This window comes from Acinetobacter sp. Tol 5, from assembly GCF_019702905.1.
Taxonomy (GTDB): Bacteria; Pseudomonadota; Gammaproteobacteria; order Pseudomonadales; family Moraxellaceae; genus Acinetobacter; species Acinetobacter bereziniae.
The window spans coordinates 4,051,875-4,069,495 of sequence record NZ_AP024708.1 but is presented as its reverse complement, the minus strand read 5'-3'; the positions used below and the strand labels follow the sequence as shown (position 1 = coordinate 4,069,495).

The 17,621-nt window shown below is 38.4% G+C and carries 23 protein-coding genes; 8 read left to right on the top strand and 15 right to left on the bottom strand.

What is annotated here, in order from left to right:
* Window positions 1-270: 270 nt before the first annotated feature.
* From TOL5_RS18830 to TOL5_RS18805, 6 genes are all read right to left on the bottom strand, one after another.
* Window positions 271-1,209 carry an NTF2 fold immunity protein gene (locus TOL5_RS18830; protein WP_009586964.1) on the bottom strand — a complete coding sequence of 313 codons (939 nt, stop codon included), beginning with the start codon at window positions 1,207-1,209 and terminating at the stop codon, window positions 271-273.
* Between the two features lie 156 nt (window positions 1,210-1,365).
* Window positions 1,366-1,728 (bottom strand): hypothetical protein, encoded by a 363-nt coding sequence (locus tag TOL5_RS18825; protein WP_042090293.1) that lies wholly within the window; start codon window positions 1,726-1,728, stop codon window positions 1,366-1,368.
* A gap of 232 nt (window positions 1,729-1,960) precedes the next feature.
* A complete protein-coding gene (locus tag TOL5_RS18820; protein ID WP_009586967.1) occupies window positions 1,961-2,824 on the bottom strand; it encodes an acyl-CoA thioesterase in 864 nt (287 codons plus the stop codon).
* Window positions 2,825-2,975: 151 nt separating this feature from the next.
* Window positions 2,976-3,551: a xanthine phosphoribosyltransferase gene (locus TOL5_RS18815; RefSeq protein ID WP_004825120.1), complete on the bottom strand. Its 576-nt coding sequence runs from the start codon at window positions 3,549-3,551 to the stop codon at window positions 2,976-2,978.
* A gap of 103 nt (window positions 3,552-3,654) precedes the next feature.
* Window positions 3,655-4,362 (bottom strand): DUF3108 domain-containing protein, encoded by a 708-nt coding sequence (locus TOL5_RS18810; RefSeq protein ID WP_009586948.1) that lies wholly within the window; start codon window positions 4,360-4,362, stop codon window positions 3,655-3,657.
* Between the two features lie 151 nt (window positions 4,363-4,513).
* Complete coding sequence (locus TOL5_RS18805) at window positions 4,514-5,200, bottom strand: hypothetical protein (RefSeq protein ID WP_005033958.1); 687 nt, start codon at window positions 5,198-5,200, stop codon at window positions 4,514-4,516.
* 230 nt (window positions 5,201-5,430) lie between these two features.
* On the opposite strand from TOL5_RS18805, the gene TOL5_RS18800 reads away from it, so the two are divergent.
* A complete protein-coding gene (locus tag TOL5_RS18800) occupies window positions 5,431-6,312 on the top strand; it encodes an energy transducer TonB (protein ID WP_221260565.1) in 882 nt (293 codons plus the stop codon).
* Between the two features lie 76 nt (window positions 6,313-6,388).
* Here the strand turns inward: TOL5_RS18800 and TOL5_RS18795 are convergent, their stop codons facing one another.
* The 4 genes from TOL5_RS18795 to radC all read right to left on the bottom strand — a co-directional run bounded on the left by TOL5_RS18795 (window position 6,389) and on the right by radC (window position 9,045).
* Complete coding sequence (locus TOL5_RS18795; RefSeq protein WP_174760887.1) at window positions 6,389-6,871, bottom strand: ankyrin repeat domain-containing protein; 483 nt, start codon at window positions 6,869-6,871, stop codon at window positions 6,389-6,391.
* 106 nt (window positions 6,872-6,977) lie between these two features.
* Complete coding sequence (locus TOL5_RS18790; protein WP_199935673.1) at window positions 6,978-7,262, bottom strand: antibiotic biosynthesis monooxygenase family protein; 285 nt, start codon at window positions 7,260-7,262, stop codon at window positions 6,978-6,980.
* Between the two features lie 98 nt (window positions 7,263-7,360).
* Window positions 7,361-8,272 carry a bestrophin family protein gene (locus TOL5_RS18785; protein ID WP_004825105.1) on the bottom strand — a complete coding sequence of 304 codons (912 nt, stop codon included), beginning with the start codon at window positions 8,270-8,272 and terminating at the stop codon, window positions 7,361-7,363.
* A gap of 38 nt (window positions 8,273-8,310) precedes the next feature.
* Window positions 8,311-9,045 carry a RadC family protein gene (gene radC, locus TOL5_RS18780; protein WP_034707928.1) on the bottom strand — a complete coding sequence of 245 codons (735 nt, stop codon included), beginning with the start codon at window positions 9,043-9,045 and terminating at the stop codon, window positions 8,311-8,313.
* A gap of 102 nt (window positions 9,046-9,147) precedes the next feature.
* On the opposite strand from radC, the gene coaBC reads away from it, so the two are divergent.
* The 6 genes from coaBC to TOL5_RS18750 all read left to right on the top strand — a co-directional run bounded on the left by coaBC (window position 9,148) and on the right by TOL5_RS18750 (window position 13,761).
* A complete protein-coding gene (gene coaBC, locus TOL5_RS18775; RefSeq protein ID WP_005033953.1) occupies window positions 9,148-10,413 on the top strand; it encodes a bifunctional phosphopantothenoylcysteine decarboxylase/phosphopantothenate--cysteine ligase CoaBC in 1,266 nt (421 codons plus the stop codon).
* Window positions 10,414-10,577: 164 nt separating this feature from the next.
* The gene (locus TOL5_RS18770) at window positions 10,578-10,952 is read left to right on the top strand and encodes a cytochrome b562 (RefSeq protein ID WP_004825098.1); all 375 of its coding nucleotides are present in this window, start codon (window positions 10,578-10,580) and stop codon (window positions 10,950-10,952) included.
* Between the two features lie 380 nt (window positions 10,953-11,332).
* On the top strand, window positions 11,333-12,184 hold the full coding sequence (locus tag TOL5_RS18765; RefSeq protein WP_151780535.1) for a bifunctional transcriptional activator/DNA repair enzyme AdaA: 852 nt from the start codon (window positions 11,333-11,335) through the stop codon (window positions 12,182-12,184).
* On the top strand, window positions 12,171-12,908 hold the full coding sequence (locus TOL5_RS18760) for a 2OG-Fe(II) oxygenase (protein ID WP_151778946.1): 738 nt from the start codon (window positions 12,171-12,173) through the stop codon (window positions 12,906-12,908). Before TOL5_RS18765 ends, TOL5_RS18760 begins: the two co-directional genes overlap by 14 nt.
* A 3-nt stretch (window positions 12,909-12,911) precedes the next feature.
* On the top strand, window positions 12,912-13,157 hold the full coding sequence (locus tag TOL5_RS18755) for an Ada metal-binding domain-containing protein (RefSeq protein ID WP_009586966.1): 246 nt from the start codon (window positions 12,912-12,914) through the stop codon (window positions 13,155-13,157).
* Window positions 13,144-13,761 (top strand): alpha-ketoglutarate-dependent dioxygenase AlkB family protein, encoded by a 618-nt coding sequence (locus tag TOL5_RS18750; RefSeq protein WP_151780533.1) that lies wholly within the window; start codon window positions 13,144-13,146, stop codon window positions 13,759-13,761. The genes TOL5_RS18755 and TOL5_RS18750 overlap by 14 nt, the downstream gene beginning before the upstream one ends.
* 12 nt (window positions 13,762-13,773) lie before the next feature.
* On the opposite strand, the gene TOL5_RS18745 is transcribed toward TOL5_RS18750, so the two are convergent.
* The 5 genes from TOL5_RS18745 to rsgA all read right to left on the bottom strand — a co-directional run bounded on the left by TOL5_RS18745 (window position 13,774) and on the right by rsgA (window position 16,718).
* A complete protein-coding gene (locus tag TOL5_RS18745) occupies window positions 13,774-14,247 on the bottom strand; it encodes a DUF4184 family protein (protein WP_200150091.1) in 474 nt (157 codons plus the stop codon).
* Window positions 14,248-14,392: 145 nt separating this feature from the next.
* A complete protein-coding gene (gene secB, locus TOL5_RS18740) occupies window positions 14,393-14,851 on the bottom strand; it encodes a protein-export chaperone SecB (protein WP_004825088.1) in 459 nt (152 codons plus the stop codon).
* Window positions 14,852-14,883: 32 nt separating this feature from the next.
* The gene (gene grxC / locus TOL5_RS18735) at window positions 14,884-15,141 is read right to left on the bottom strand and encodes a glutaredoxin 3 (RefSeq protein ID WP_004825086.1); all 258 of its coding nucleotides are present in this window, start codon (window positions 15,139-15,141) and stop codon (window positions 14,884-14,886) included.
* Window positions 15,142-15,157: 16 nt separating this feature from the next.
* Window positions 15,158-15,568 carry a rhodanese-like domain-containing protein gene (locus TOL5_RS18730; RefSeq protein ID WP_004825084.1) on the bottom strand — a complete coding sequence of 137 codons (411 nt, stop codon included), beginning with the start codon at window positions 15,566-15,568 and terminating at the stop codon, window positions 15,158-15,160.
* A gap of 91 nt (window positions 15,569-15,659) precedes the next feature.
* Window positions 15,660-16,718, bottom strand: coding sequence for a ribosome small subunit-dependent GTPase A (rsgA, locus tag TOL5_RS18725; RefSeq protein ID WP_151780532.1), 1,059 nt, complete (start codon window positions 16,716-16,718; stop codon window positions 15,660-15,662).
* Between the two features lie 124 nt (window positions 16,719-16,842).
* Between rsgA and orn the strand changes: the two genes are divergently transcribed.
* Complete coding sequence (gene orn / locus TOL5_RS18720) at window positions 16,843-17,400, top strand: oligoribonuclease (protein WP_009586958.1); 558 nt, start codon at window positions 16,843-16,845, stop codon at window positions 17,398-17,400.
* Window positions 17,401-17,621: the final 221 nt, after the last annotated feature.

The following is a 17,621-nucleotide window of genomic DNA, read 5'->3' as shown; positions in this document are numbered from 1 at the left end:
CAGGTGGATAGATACGATGGAGGTGAAAAACTTCCATCGTACCTAAACCATCTTGTTGGTGTGTATTGTTCATTTATACAGGTCAAGATCGACAGAATGTTTCCAATACATTTCCCGCCAAAAATATTTAAAGTGATTTTGTGTGTTGAGATGCCTATAGCATCTTGGAAGATTCAATTTTTAAACACTGGATTAGTGATATCAATCATGACTCAAGCCTTTGGTATTTTTGTTGATTATTGAAAATTGGAGCGAAAAATAACTTATAGATTACAGTCCATATTTTTTCCAACCACCTGAAAAATGATGTTTTTCGTCAATACGCCATTCTCCATCGATGAGAATTAAGGTATAGCGATTTTGCCCTTTTAATCGGTCATGAGTAAAAATATAGAGCTTCTTTTTACTCGCATGATCAACATCTATCATGATTTCATCGGTATAACTGAAATTAGGTGCATGTGAATAGTGTAAGCCATCAGGACGATAGCCAAAACGGGGCTTATCTGTACAATATTGCTGAAAAATCTGCCGACACTTTTGTTGAAGTTCATCGCAAAAACCAATTTTTTCAGCATAAGCTTCCCATTGATTCATCATGTCAAAGAAACTGATCAGTTTAGCTTTAGCCTCTTCAACTTGAGTATGACTAAAATATTGCTTATTTGTCTTTTGTAAATCACGCTGGGTTTGTTCGAATTCGGCAATTTGTGCGGTACTAAACAAATTAGCAAACACCCGTAATTTAGGATGTTGTGCTAAAGTCATTAAACCATCAAAACTCACTCGAGTATCATGTAATAATAATGTCGAAAGTTTTGGGATATTAAGAAAGTATTGTAAGGTTTGATCATTCACCTGAGTATTGCAAGCCCAAATGCAATCCAGCTTTTTATGATTTGCAAAAGATTTAAAACCTTCCCCAGTCAATTTTGAGTTCACAATAAATAAGTAATTTAAACTTTGAATTTGTGAGATGTGGGTTAGGGAGGCATCAGAAACTTGGGTATTTTCAAAATTTAGATTAACCAATTTCGGAAGTTGTGCAATTTTTTCGAAATGATGTTCTGAAAGAATACATTGTTTAAAAGACAGTCCCAACAAGCGTTTACATTGTAAAATATATTCAATTTCCTCATCTGAAAACTGATGATTTTCGAATGCCAATGTTGTTGAGGATGGCTTAAGTTGCTCAATTTTAATGTGCATTTTTTATAACTTTCCTCTGAATCTAGAACACAAAGATTCCGAAATTTTAATTATGTGTAAATATGATAATTTGAAATGTTAAGCAAATAACGCTCTATGTGATGAAAACCATCATTGAAAAGAGCGTTATTTTTTATATGAATATCTAAAATCGTATTAATTCACGTTAAAACGATATTTGCATTTTTGGCATTGATAATCAAAGAAAATATTTTGATCGACAATCACACCAGCTTTTTTACCAAAGCGATTTCCTAAAAATCCACCAGTAATACCTACACTGATTGCCCCCACAAATGTACCTACAGTTCCGCCAACAATCACACCCAAAGGTCCAGCGACCGTGCCGATTGCAGCACCAATAGAAGCCCCTGACGCTGCTCCGCCTACCGTACCTGCTGCTGCACCTGCAGAGGTTAGCAAGACACTTCCTGCTTTGCCTAAAAGCTGTTCATGATCACGTCGTGTTAAGTCTGTCGAGCCACATTTTGGGCAAGTTACTGTTTGTTCATCAGTCATTGATTGTTTACTCACTCAACAAAGTCCATTTGTCTTCGCTAAGTTATAGTTAATATTTCACTCATTTTCACGACAGCTGTTTTGCGATGCTGATCATGAGACTTGATTCGATTGTATCTGAATATAATGTAGATTCTTTATATTTTATGTGAAGACGTTGGAGAGAAAAGTTTAAATATGAATATAAGTTTAAGCGATTAAATCAAAAGCTTACATGATGCTATGTGATTTTTTATCGTGATTTAACACGCATTAAACTCTCTTGGGTGACGCTGCAGACTAATTTTCCAGCTTGCCAGATTCGCCCAAAATTCAGCCCTCTAGATTGACTGGAAACAGTCGCATCCATGTCATACAACAACCATTCATCAACCCTAAACGCTGAATGAAAATAAATACTGTGATCTAGACTTGCACTGCGAACTCCGCCATTTGCATAACTTACACCATGCGGTCTGAGTGATGTGGTCAACAGATTATAGTCGGAATAATAAGCAACAATTGCTTGATGAATCATGGGAAGATCGAACTCTGCAGGGATTCTGTGAAAAGTTTGCATATATTCGGCATAGCGGGTTTCTGATTTGACGGGTTTAAATGGATTAAAGGGTTGTACTGGATGTACTTTAACGAAAAACTGACGCATAAACATATCCTGAGCAGCTTTAGGCACATCCTTATAGATCAACTGCTTATGCTGTTGTTCTGATAAAAGATGATCGGGTAGAGGATAATTTGGTGCTTCAATGTGATTATTTAAACCAGTTTCAATCAGTGCAAATGAAATCATCGCTGAAAATATAATATGACCAGCTTGCCATGCATTCACTTGTCGAGTGGCAAAGCTTTTGCCATCTCGTAAATTTTCCACTTTAAATAAAATGGGTAAATCTGTACGACCACTACGAATAAAATATGCATGTAAGGAGTGTGCAGGACGATCAGTGGTTTTTGATGCAGCAATCAAAGCCTGTGCAACCAATTGTCCTCCCATCAAGTGTGAACCAAAGAGTTGTGTATTTTGTCCTTGAAATAAGTAGCTATCCAGTTGTTTTACATTCAATAGATCAATGAATTCTTGGGTGAGTGATCTCATCTATAATTGCCTGAGCGTATCATTATTTGAAGAATATAGAATAAAAAAACAAGGAAAAGAATGGTTAAAAAGACCTGAGCACTTTTTTATAAGCGATAAAAAAGAGCGCATAGAGCGCTCAATTTTAAGATAAAAGCTTAAGCTAACAGTCTTAGTCTTTTACAAAAGTAACAGTACCATTTGCCAAAGATTCAACACGTGCCAAAGATTCAACACGGTAACCTTTATCTAGCAACAGTTGACGACCGGGTTGGAATGATTTCTCAATCACGATCCCGATGCCAACCACCTCTGCTTCAGCCTGATGAATTAAGTCAGCAAGACCTAAAGCAGCTTGACCATTGGCTAAGAAATCATCAATGACTAAAGCTTTATCGCCTTTAGTAATATGCTTTTTAGAAATCGCAATGGTACTTTCAATTTGTTTTGTAAAAGAGAATACTTTTGAACGATATAAATCATCTTTAAGGGTTAAAGATTGATATTTGCGTGCAAAAATAACAGGTACACCAAGCTCCAAACCAGCCATTACAGCAGGAGCAATACCTGACGCTTCAATTGTAATGATTTTGGTAATACCCGCATCTTTAAAGAGGCGAGCAAATTCCTGACCAATCAGTTGCATCATGGCAGGGTCAATTTGGTGGTTTAAGAAAGAATCGACTTTCAGAACTTGATCAGATAGAACGATACCTTCAGCTAAGATTTTCTGTTCTAGTGCGTGCACAGGGAGAATCCTCTAGAGGCAAGGTGCTTTTTAAAGCAAAGGCGTATTTTAAAAAGCACCAAAAAAAATGCAAGCTCAAATTGACCAAAAGGTGAAAAATCTCTTACTTTTTGTAACTGGTCAGGGTTAAGTTATAAGAGGTCTTACCATCTACATGCGACATTTTTACAGGTAAATAGTCCAATTGTGGTGCTAACCAGAAGATTGAGCTTTTTTCCCCATTATCATGAGTGAGTACCACTTTGATGGTATTGTACGTTCCCGCTGGGGTTTTAATTGACTCAGTACCTTGTTTTACAAAACGACGAGCGTCAAGCCCCTTAGCATCAGCGATCAGATAGCTCGATTTTAAACCAGAACCTTTTAAGTCTTCACGTACTTGTAATTCAGCATTGAGTTCATCCAAAGCACCCGCTTTCCAAGGGAAAGATCGTGCTTGATCTTTTTTCTTGGTATTGATGGTCTTATTACTTGGATTGAAGTTAATGGTCATCGTGTCGTTATGTACCAACACTTTACTGGTACGACTAAAACTATTGGAATTAATTTGACCATTGCTAAAAGTAAAACGACTGGTTTCGCTTGCTGATGCAATTGCAGCCGCTTTGGCAGCAAATACATAAGTCCAATTGTTGCCATTTTGACTTAAAGTACGGGTAGCAGAGCCTAGATTTTTGCCATTATAAGCAAATTGATAGCTGGCTTGGAATGGACTCATGGCAAGAGCATTGCTTGAAAATCCAACCAATAACATTGCAGTAGAAATACCGGCTGCTGTGCTGAATGTTTTAAATAACGTTTTTGCCATCATTAAATGTCCTATGCATTTAAAAGTATCTGTGAGTTATAGCATCTATTATGCAATGTAATTGGGGAGAAAATATTCACTTTATTTCAAATCCTGTGAATTTATGTATTGGTTTTGCTCGGTTTGACTTGAAATTTGACCCAAAATGAACGATTTAGCTTTTTTGCTCGATGGGGGTGACCTTATCGTCGATATAATCCTCTTCTTCTAAGTCAACCATGCGGTCATCATCTTCTCTAAAATTACTGAATATGGCTGTGAGATTGACATTCCCAATCACCACCAACTCTGTTTCACGAAGTTCGGCATGATTAACATGAACTTTATTTAAAGTGTCCATAATAGAGCGGTTTTTACCTAACCATCGGTTAAGGTCTAAATGTAATAATTCATCCTTCACGCGAATGACATCAAATTTTTCTAAGATCATGCCCAAAGGATCTTTTTTTAGTACCTTTTGATAGAAGAACAATGCACAATTTACGCCCATTTTGTACCAAATATTAGGATACTTTGCTTCGATGACTTGGGTGTTGCTGATTTGTTCAAAAACAATCAGTTGCATATCTTTGTTCATTTCCATTTGAACTAATTTAAGATCGACAGACAATACCAAATGCATGCCTTTAACATTCAGTGTTGCATAAAGTCTTAACCAATCATCATGCAAGTCGGCATGTAAATCTTCAAGAATTTTGACATTGTCAGTCACATAACGTTTAAACGTTGCATTTAAAAATACTTGAGAGAGTGGAAATTCGCGTTCTTCTTCTATAAAACCTTCGGCTTTTTGGTATACTTGTCGAATACGTTTAACAATGTTAGAAAGTAGCGTCGGCATAAGTATGGTCCCAAATCATCATCACTTTTAGGCGATAAACTTGTCGATGATTAAAAAAAATCAAGTCTAAAGATTGCAGTTTAGCAAAAAACATTGCACCATTTTGAGTGTTTTAAAATTACGTTTTTACTTTCATTAAGTCAGTCACAAAGTTTGTGAATAATGTAAGACTAAACTTATTTTAATAAATTTTAAATTTGGCAATTGGGGAATTTTGTCGGATTAATGTCATGATAAAAAAATTATTTGCCAATACGCAACATACTGGGTACTGGTGGCAAGATGCATTATTTGTCGGGGCAGTTTCAATTGCTGTAATTGTCCACGGGTTATTTTTATCTGTGCAATTTGGTATGCCGCAAGAAAATAATACTGCGACAAAAGAAATTGCTGTCAGTATTCGCCCAAGTGAAGATAAAGTCAAAGATGCTGATTTCCTTGCACAAGCAGATCAACAAGGTTCTGGAACCTTTCGTAAAGAACATCGGATGTCCTCTGATATGCCAGCACAGGCTGAAGATAAAAGTGCAGGAGATCAACAGCTTGAAGCTTTAGAGCAAATACAGCAAAAACGTGAATTAAAATTTGAAGAAAAAGTGCTGATGACCGTTTTAAGTTGGCAAAAGCAAGCTGAACAAAACGATCGAAAAAAGGCAATGGAAGAATTACAAAGCCAAATGCAAGCCAAAGCTGCGATGGTGGCGAGCTTAGAAGCACAATATTTACAGAAGCAGCAAAATTTTAGTAAACAACAAAAAATTAAAACCTTAGATGGCATTCAAGCGAAACAAGATGCATCGGCTGGTTATTTGGATAAATTCCGTCAAAAAGTCGAAATGTATGGCAACCGCTATTATCCTGATCTTGCTAAGCAACAGCGCCTTTCAGGTGAAGTTCGTTTAATGGTGATTCTGAATAATGAAGGGGGAATACGCGCAATTCGTTTGATCGAAAGTTCAGGTCATGCCATTTTAGATGAAGCCGCTAAAAATTCAGTACGTAAGGGTGCTCCATTTGGTCGTTTTGATGCAAAAATGAAAGATATTTCTGAGCTACGAATTGTCAGAACGTGGCGTTTCGATCCCGCTGAGTCAGAATTTGAAGTCCATTAGAGCGCTTAGCAAAACCTTGATCTTGCCTAGTTCAATCAATGCGCTCGCAGCTTAAAAATCTGCTGAAGTCGACTGACTACAAAGAATGAATTTGGTACTGTTGCACCAAGCTGATACCTTCTGGAAATTTCATCAACAATGCCAAATCATAAGGGCTTTTCGCAGAGCGATTTTTGCTGTTTAAATCAGCACCATTTTCCAGTAATAGCTTGACCAGATCATAGTGTTGTTGAGCATTAAAAATAGCAGTCCAAAGCGAAATATTTCCTGAATGATCTTGCAGTGACAAGTCTGCGCCATGTTCGATGATTGCGCGAGCAATACCGATATTATTTTTATAAACAGCTATCAAATGTAATGCTGTTTGTCCTTGATTATTTTGCAAATTTACATCAATGCCAAGCTCAATTAGTTTGAGCGCAATGTCATCTTGTTGATGTTGCAAGGCATACATCAGCAATGATGAACCATCAAGCTGTTGATTGAGGGTTTCAGGGGTGAGTTTTCCTAAAGCAGCATTGCTTTCGCCGTGTAAAATCAGTTGGAATAATTCTGACATAGCAAAGTCCTTTTATAATTATATTTGGTCTGCCAATTTTAAGCGTTTTATGAAGAGATTGTCGATATTTCAGCTGTCGCAAGCATCTGTGAAGTGTCAACAGATGTTAATACGATCTTGTGATTTCACAAATTTCGACACGAAAGTTTTTATACCACTGCAGCTTGCCAATCCTTTGAGCTGCTTGATGTTCTGCATCTTTATGCCACGCTTGGATATCTTCAAGTGAGTTCCAATAGGAAAGCGCAATTTCAAAGTCATTTTCGCAAATTGATTCAAATTTTTGACAGTTAAATTGATTCAGCGCTTTTTCTCGTAAATGCTGTGCGGTTTGAATATAGGTCTGATCAAGTACATTGACCTGAGCTTTAAAAATAACCACATATTTCATATTTTATCCCTAGCTCTATATCACGGACATCATTCGATGTTGAATCCGCTTGGAAGCATGCTTGAGTTACTTAAGATCAGTTCTCAAGCGATTCTGCATTAAAGTAAATTATGATCCTGTGCTTGAATTGGTGGCGGGGTAGGTTTACCTAGGGTTCCGAGCAGTTCAATTTCAATCATACGAACCATCGAGTCGAGTGGTAAATCATTGCTTTGAGTACCAAAAGGTTCTTCAATCTCAGTACTTAAAGCATCTAAGCCGAGAAATGTATACGCCAAAATGCCCACCAATAACGGTGTGGCTAAACCCAATAATGAACCTAAGCTAAATGGAAGCATAAAGCAGAAAAAATAGACAGTTCGATTTAATAAAACTGAATAGGCAAATGGTAAAGGTGTCGTAGCAATACGATCACAACCTGTTTGTACCAAACTGAGTTCATTAACATGCTCATTGAGCTGGGTGTAGATGATGTCTGAAATCTCACCTTCTTTCAAAGCTTGCATCAGTTCCCATTGAATTAGACTCAGGGTGTATTGCGGTGCATTGGTCTGTTGGTAGAGTTGGGTTAATGCTTGAGGACTCATACCACTAGTTTCGACCAGAGCATCGGGATTGGCAGTTTGATGTCGTAAGCGATCTCTCAATAAGTTTGCAAAAACAATGACATGTTGAATAATTCTTTCGCGACGACCTTGCGGAAAAATACGACAGTCACGGTCAAAGTGACGCGCATTTGCAATCAACATTCCCCAAAGCTTACGGGCTTCCCACCAACGGTCATAACATGCTGTGTTTTTAAAGCCTAAAAAAATAGACAGGACAACCCCGATAAGGGTAAAACCGACCAGAGGAAGCTCAGGAAAACGATATAAATCAGTATATTCAATTCCACCTACGATGGCAGAGATGAGCATCACAAAACCTAGCGGTGGTAACACTTTTGGCAGAATCGTACCACGCCAAGACAGGAGTAATTTAAGAGTATCGTTTTGATCGCGGACAATCATGTTTTTAAGTCTATAATTTTTTAGTGATCTTCACCGCTTCAAGGATACTTGTCAATCTTATTTGCAGGGAAAGTTTTAGATTTGATGAGTCCATGTTCAGTAAAGGAATAGCTTTGTTCAGCGGCGATGATCATATGATCTAATAATTCTATTTCAAGCAGTTGACAGGCTTTGAATATTTGCTGAGTTAGATCGTAATCTTCACGTGAAGGTTTTGCTAAACCTTTAGGATGATTATGGGCAATGACAATAAACGTCGCCTGTTTTTGTATGGCATGGCGTAATAATTGATTGATCGAAATGTTGCAGTAATTGATAGAACCAAAAAATAACTTTTTAAAGCTTAACTTGCGTAATTGGCTATCTAAACAAAGCACAGCAAAGACTTCTTGTTGTTCTCCAATCAATTCATAACGTAAATAATCTCGAATTAAATCAGAACGACTTAAGTCCATACCTTGTTGGAGTTGATGTTTAAGATAGCGACGACCTAATTCTTTAACTGCCATCAGTTGCGAATATTTAGTTTCTGCAATCCCATGGAACTGACGAAGCTCTTCTAAAGAGGCATCAAAGACTGCATTTAAATGTCCAAAATGCTGAATCAATATGCGTGATAATTCGACCGCAGAGTGCTGTTTAGAGCCTGAACGAAGGAAGATTGCCAAAAGTTCGGCATCGGATAAACTGTGTGCCCCTTGCAAGAGTAATCTTTCACGTGGGCGTTCTTGTTCGGGCCATTGTTTGATTGAATGGTTCATGGTTTTCCACATTTTTAATTTATTGTACTTTTCATTTTTCTCCCGATAACTGCTTGGGAGATAGACTATTTAATGCTATTGTGAGCGCCACTGCAACAGAAAGGTAGCCTGATCGTGAGTTTCGATCTCAGTGTGTTTTCTAATAAAAATATTATTCTTGCTGTCACTGGCGGTATTGCTGCCTATAAAAGTGCCATCCTTGTACGCCGTTTAAAGGATTACGGTTTTAATGTCCGTGTGGTGATGACGCATGGTGCACAAGCATTTATTACACCGCTGACTTTTCAGGCATTGTCAGGTAACCCCGTTCATACAGAATTATTAGATCCTGAAGCAGAAGCAGGGATGGGACATATTGAATTAGCACGTTGGGCAGATCTGGTTTTGGTTGCGCCAGCCAGTTGTGACACGATTGCAAAATTTGCTGCGGGATTGGCAGATGATTTACTCAGTACGCTTTATCTGGCAACAAAAGCACCTGTTTGGGTTGCCCCTGCAATGAACCAACAGATGTGGGCTGCCAAACCTACTCAACGTAATTTAAATACATTGGTTGAAGATGGTGTGCATGTGATCATGCCAGAAGCAGGCTCTCAAGCTTGTGGTGATGTTGGCTTAGGGCGTATGCCTGAACCAGAAGATCTCGCAGAACAGGTTAAAAATTATTTCCATCAGGCACAACGTGCGATTGCGGAAAAATTTGGCTTATTGGCAGGAAAGCGTGTGGTGATTACCGCAGGACCAACACGTGAAGCAATTGACCCCGTCCGTTATATTTCCAACCACAGTACAGGAAAAATGGGTTTTGCAATTGCAGCTGCATGTTATTCAGCAGGAGCAAAAGTCACCTTATTGGCAGGACCAGTTAGTTTAGATACCCCGAATGGTGTGCGTCGTATCAATGTCTCTTCAGCAATCAAGATGCTGGATGAGAGCATGCATCAACTCGAAGAAGGTTGTGATGTTTTCATCGCAACTGCTGCTGTTGCGGACTATCGTGTGGCTGAAGTTGCTGAGCATAAGATCAAGAAAGCAGGTGATGAACTCAATGTTTCTCTAGTTAAAAATCCTGATATTGTGGCGACGATTGCACAACAGTCCAAGCGTCCATTTATGGTGGGTTTTGCTGCTGAAACACGCAATGTTGAAGAGTATGCAGCAGGAAAGCTAGTAGCAAAAAAACTCGATATGATTGCATGTAATGATGTTTCACGTGCAGATATTGGTTTTGCTTCAGATCAAAATGCAATGACGGTGTTTTTTGCTGAGCAATATCAAATGGAAAAGCGAGACTTGGAAAAAGCATCTAAACAAGAAATTGCTCAACAGTTGGTTGAAGCGATTCACGATGCTTTAAATCACAAAATTGAGCCTGTATAGATTTTCTTGGTCGGTTTTAAATATAAAAATGCAACGATTTCGTTGCATTTTTTATTTGCTATTTTTTGTGGTTTTAAACTATGTTTAATGTTGAATATGGATAATAGCTGTACTTTCATTCCCGTTGATAATTCACAATAGCCACAGTTTTAAGGAAGATCACAATGATCAAAAAAACTTTAGCCACCGTAATGATGATGTCTGCTTTGAGTTTGAGTTCAATGAGTTTTGCAGCAACTCTGCAACAGAATATGCAGGCATTGGGTAAAAACTATAAAGCATTTAATCAAACCACAAATCCAGCAGAAGCCAATAAAGCACTAGACAACATGCGTGCGGCTGCAACAGATGCAAAAAAAGTTAAACTGAAAGGTCGTGGTGATGCCAGTGCGCCAAGCTCAACACAACTTTATGATCAATTGATTGCACAGATTGATAAAACGCAAGCCTTAGTCAAAGGTGGACATTTAGATCATGCCAAAATGGAAGGCAAAAAAATTGCTGAAATTCGTGATCAAGGTCATAAGATCTATCAATAGTCTTACTGCGGAACTATGCATTTAGATGATTTATAAATAAGTCAAAATTATAGATCATATATTTATATACGTTCATTAACGTGATCCATATGGTTATAAAGCTTGCAATGCCACACTTTATAATTTACGTGTAGTGATAGCTCATCACGACAGAGAATCAGGTAAATTTATATCGCTTGTGTATAAACGACTTGTTTTTTTGACTAACGCAATTTCGAAGAATAGATTTATCCATTTAAAAAGCCGCTAGTTTAATGACTAACGGTTTTTTATTGTATGGTGATTTTTAAACGATATTGAATCACTAAACTCAGCATGATTCGGATTTGTTCATCACTTTATCTTTGTTAAGTTATAACGAGAAGATCAGGAGACATGTGATGCAACAGCAAAATCACTTTGCACGTATTGCAAAAGCCATAACCTATATTCAGCACAACTTTAAAGCACAGCCCAATCTTGATGAAGTGGCGGCACATATTCATTTAAGCCCTGCTCATTTTCAACGCTTATTTACTGAATGGGCGGGAACCAGCCCTAAAAAATTCTTGCAATATATTAGCTTGGAACATGCCAAAACATTATTAAAGCAAGATCATTCGGTATTTGATGCGGCTTATGATACTGGGCTTTCCAGTACCAGTCGTTTGCATGACTTATTTATACAAATAGAAGGGATGACGCCGGCTGAATATAAGCGTGGTGGTGAAGATTTAACGATCCATTATCAATATGCTGAAAGTCCATTTGGAACTGTTTTGGTGGCATCTACAGCGAAAGGCATTTGCTTTATGTCCTTTGTGGACAACGAGCAGGAAAGTTTTGCTGCAATGCTCGAAAAATTCCCCAATGCTCAATTTTATCAACAAGCAGATGTACTCCATGAGCATGCTTTGGCAATTTTTTCATCTGATTTTTCATCTGAGAATCAGCCATTAGGACAAATTAAACTTCATTTAAAAGGGACTGATTTTCAGCTAAAAGTCTGGGAAAGTTTACTTAAAATTCCAATGGGACAATTAACCACCTATGGTGATTTAGCTGAACAAGTGGGAAATCCTAAAGCCTCTCGTGCAGTGGGTACGGCAGTGGGGCACAACCCCGTGGCATTCTTAATCCCCTGTCATCGAGTCATTCAAGCCACAGGCGTACTCGGTGAATATCATTGGGGTAAAAGTCGAAAAATGGCGATGATTGGTTGGGAAGGTGTTCAAACACATGTCGACATTTAATATTCAACAGGCTCAAGTCCTGAGCGAGAAAATTAAGCATTTGGACTGGACGATAATCCATGAGCAACTCAATCAGCAAGGTTATTCACACATTGAGAATTTTTTATCCGATGAGCTTTGTGAATTAATCAAAGCACATTATCACCATGAAGATTTATACCGTAAAACTGTCAATATGCAACGCTATCGTTTTGGCGAGGGTGAATATAAATATTTTCGTCACCCTTTACCCAATTTATTGCAATTGCTGCGTACACAGTTTTACTCCCACCTCGTTCCGCTCGCCAATGCTTGGTTTGCGAATTTAAACATCAATCGGCAATATCCAACATCACATGAAGCATTTTTACAGCAATGTCAGCAAGCGGGTCAAAACAAAGCGACTGTATTGATTTTGCATTATCAACAACATGGTTTTAATACCTTACATCAAGATCTCTATGGTGAGGTTTATTTTCCGATTCAAATGGTGATTTGTCTCAATCAAGCCAATGCTGATTTTAAGGGCGGTGAGCTGGTACTGACAGAGCAAATTCCTCGTGCACAGTCCAAAGCAATGGTGATACAACCGAACAAGGGAGACGTTTTACTTTTGACCACACACTTTAGACCCAAGAAAGGTACGCATGGTTACTATCGGGTCAATATGAAGCATGGTGTAAGTCAGTTAACTGAAGGAGAGCGTTTTAGTTTAGGTATTATTTTTCATGATGCAGTGAGTTAAAGCATGATTCAGCATAGTGAAATAGAGAGATTAGCGTTATATAGCAAGCTTAAAAATGCTGAAATTTTATTTGCGGGCAACCAAAAACTAAGAATTTATGGACGTCTAGACTGCGCCTCTGGTAAACGGATGTTAAAAAACAATCGAGTATTCTTTAGTAGTGAAGCGGAAGCTTTAGCATTGCAATATCGACCATGTGGACACTGTATGAAATCAGCCTATTTGAAGTGGAAAAATGCAACAATTTGAATTTAAACCTGAGCAAAATCAAAACTTGCTTCCATATGATGGCGTGGTTCATTATTTTGGAACCATTATGCAAGAACCTGTGGCGCACGCTTATTTTGAGCAACTGTTAAAGACGATTGAATGGAAAAATGATCAAGCGATTATTTTTGGCAAAAAGATCATCACCAAACGTAAAGTGGCATGGTATGGCAATCAGCCTTATGAATATACCTATTCCAACACATCAAAGTACGCCTTGCCGTGGACAAAGCAATTACTGGAACTTAAACAGCAGATTGAACGGATTACAGGTGAAACATTTAATTCCTGTCTGCTTAATCTTTACCACACAGGCAAAGAGGGAATGGCTTGGCACAGTGATGGTGAAACAGATCTAAAAAGGAATGGTACGATCGCATCTTTAAGCTTTGGAGCAGTCCGAAAATTTGCCTTTAAACATAAAAATAGCCAAGAAAAAGTTGAGATTTTTCTCGAAAATGGCAGTTTACTGATCATGAAAGACACCACACAAACCCATTGGTTGCATCGCTTGCCACCGACCAAAAAAGTCCACACTGCTCGGATTAATTTGACCTTTAGAACGATTGTTGAGACGGGTGTATAAAAATTTTTGTTGTTATTTTTCATGCAGCAGAAACAGGATGCCGCCAAAGATAAAGCCAATAAAACAACCATAAAAAATAAAAGGGTAGGGAATTAAATTTAGCAGAAATTGAGTTTGACTGAAGGGATAAAAAGGGTACATGTCTGCATGCATCAAACCATCTAAAAGAATGTGACTAAAACTGCCTGTCAGTGCACTGAGAGTTGCCACTCGCCATGTGATTTGCCAATTTTTTTGTTTGAGTAGTCTGCGCAAGACAAACTCACTCATCACTTTGCCTATGGGAATTGCGATTAAAGCAATCAATAAGGCACCGATTAAATTGTGGGTATAAAGATGTAAAGTATTCCAGCCCAAAATCATACCAAGCAAGGGTTCGATATCCATCAGGACTTGAATACCCGAAAAAATCAGTAAGCTAAAGCGATGATTTCCGATTCCTTTACACGTTGTACCTAAACCTAAATGTAAGGGGGTAATGGGCATAGGTGATTTGTCGTCGTATTTTGATTTTTAAAGTATAAAAAATGCCATGATCAAATTTTGTGAAATTTGAGTGAACTTTATTTTACTGATTCGGCAATAAAAAAGACCGCACAAAGCGGTCTTTTCAAACTTAAAATCTAAGAAATTAAGCTTGACCTTCAGCAGCAGCGGCTTGAGCGCGCTCCATATTTGCTTCGAACTCAGCATCAAAATTGATTGGCGTAAGAAGTAATTGTGGGAAGCTACCTTTAGTCACAAGATCGTTCACAGCTTCACGTAAGAATGGGAATAAAATGTTCGGGCAGTATGCACCTAAGATGTAAGGAAGACGATCTTCTTCGATACCATCAATCAAGAAAATACCTGATTGTGTAACATCCACGATAAATGCTGTATCACCTGCATTGTTTGCTTGAACCACGACTTTTAACGATACTTCAAAGTGTGTTGCATCAACTTTTTCAGCAGCAGAAGACAAGTTGATGTTTAATTCAGGTTGCCATTCTTTCGTAAAAACTTGAGCGCCAGGCACTTCAAAAGAAATGTCTTTTGTATAAATACGTTCTAAAGCTAGTTGTGGTTGAGCTTGTTGTTCTTCACTCATTCTTTATTCCTTAAATTTTAAGAAGTGATTAATTACGCAAGTAATTCATCGAGTTTGCCCGCTTTTTCTAAAGCATAAAGCTGGTCGAAACCACCGATGAATTCATTATTAATAAAAATCTGTGGCACAGTACGGTGCTTGGTTTGCTGGATTAGCTCAGTCTTAACCTCAGGTGCTTCTTGATCGAGATTAATTTCGGTAAAAGCAACACCTTTACGCTCAAGCAGAGATTTTGCACGTACACAGTATGGGCAGAAAGTTGTTGAATAAACTTTTACTTCAGCAGACATGTTGAGCTCCTTAAGCTTATTTTTTAGCTTTAACTAATGGCAAGCCTTGGGCTTTCCAGTTACTAATACCACCATCTAGACGATAACTGTCTGCATGACCGACTTGTTGCAAGGCACTACCTGCCACTTGACCTAAGTTACAGATAAAGACTAAAGGGCGATCTGCAGTTTTCAATTCTTCAATATGACTGGCAATTTGGCTGTAGGGAATATTGCGGCTACCACTGACATGACCTTCGCGAAAATCTTTCGCATCACGTAAATCAATCAGCATTGCATTTTTGGCTTTCACCAAAATACCAAGGGATTGTGGTGAAATTTTACGACCACTACGTTGTCCTTCAAAAATAAAGAACAAGACAATGAGTGCCCCTAAAATACCAAATAAGAAGGGGTGATTCCCCATAAACTCAAACCAACGTTCCACAAGTCACCTAATTACAATCAAAAACTGCGTCGAGTATAGCGTATATATATGGTGATCAAAATCACCGCTTCAAGGTTATCGCAGAAGAAATTTAATTTTTTTGTTGCGCATCAGTGATTTCTTCAATTAAGCGCAAATAACTTTCCAGACGTCTGGCTAGAATTTGACCATCATCCACTGCTTTTTTAACCGCACATTGCTTTTCATGGGTATGCGTGCAATTACGATATTGACAATGTCCAATCAAGTTGGAGATTTCGGGAAAACCAGCATCAATTTTTTCGAGGCTTAGATGCCACAGTCCAAACTCACGGATTCCTGGTGAGTCAATCAATGCACCATTTTCACCAAAGCGAATTAAACGTGTTGATGTTGTCGTGTGTTGTCCAAGTGCTGAGTTTTCAGAAATGATGTTGGTTTTCTGTTCTGCATCGGGAACAATAACATTAATCAATGTACTTTTGCCTACACCCGATTGACCTACAAAAGCGACGGTTTCATTGTCTAAACGTTGCTTCGGTTCGCTAATATCACCTTCAGACTGTGTGATCAACACTTCATAGCCCAAGTCTTGATACTCTTTGATGAGATCTAAAATTGGGTCACTGTCTTTGAGTAAGTCGGATTTGTTCAAAACCAACAGCACAGGAATATTGGCATCTGCACAAGCCACCAAATAACGATCAATTAAGGTAGGTGCAGGTTCTGGTAAAGGCGCAAAAACAATCACGATCAAGCTGATATTGGCTGCCACAGGTTTGACCTTGTGGTAACGGTCTGGGCGAGTTAACAGTGATGTTCTCGGGTGAATAGCTGTGATAATACCTAAACCGGTATTGGGGTCTGCCTGCCATTTAACTTTATCCCCTGTGACCAACAATTCAAGATTGGTACGGGTATGACAACGCCAGACACTGCCGATTTCAATTGGTTTCCAAAAGGGTTCAGGTTCGCCTGCTTGAACAATAGGTTTTTGTGGATGTTGAGCGGGTGTAGAAAGGGCTTGTACTTCGAGTTGTCGTCCATAATGCTGAACAACCAGACCTTCTAGGTCGTTGGAAGTGTCGATTTCTTCTTGACGTGTTTTATGTTGTTTCTGAATGCGGCGTTGCTGCTGTTCAGTCAAACGACGTTTACGAATTAAAGCCATTCATGTCCTAAAAAAACCTTGAAAATGAGAAGGCAAAAATACCATGATGAGCGAATGAATTACAGCGCAGAAGTAAGAAATTTGCTACTATTCATTTTTTTATTGACCTAATAAGATTGACTCTATGAGCAGTACACTGGATACCCGCTTAATTTGGATTGACCTCGAGATGACAGGTCTAGATACTGATAATGACAAGATCATTGAAATCGCAACCATTGTGACAGATGACCATTTAAATATTTTGGCGGAAGGTCCGGTACTTGCAGTGCATCAATCAGATATTATTCTCAATGCAATGGATGAGTGGAATACCAAACAACATGGTCAGTCAGGTTTGATCGAACGTGTACGTCGCAGTAAACTCACAGCGCAAGATGCGGAACAACAAACCTTAGAATTTTTAAAGAAATGGGTCAGTCCGAAATCATCACCGATGTGTGGTAATTCAATCTGCCAAGATCGTCGCTTTATGCATCGTTTAATGCCAGAGCTTGAGCAATTTTTCCATTATCGTAATTTGGATGTATCGTCTGTTAAAGAGTTGGCAAAACGCTGGAGACCAGAAATTATGAGTGGTCTTAAGAAAAATGCATCACATTTGGCGATGGATGATATTCGCGACTCAATCGCAGAATTAAAATACTACCGTCAATATTTCTTTATTGAGAATAAAGATTAAGCCAGTTTGAGTGAGATGATCGGCTAGGGTACTCCCCCTAAGTTTGTTGCTGTTGCTCTTTGGTATTCAAAGAGCATCATCATCTGACTATATTTATATTGGCTCTATTCTATGCCTACTTGGATAATATAAAATTTCAATCTCGACATCGCTCGTGTAAGTTACAGTCAATCTGTTGAAAACTTATACAGTAAGATATAATTTCAATAGATCAATAAAAT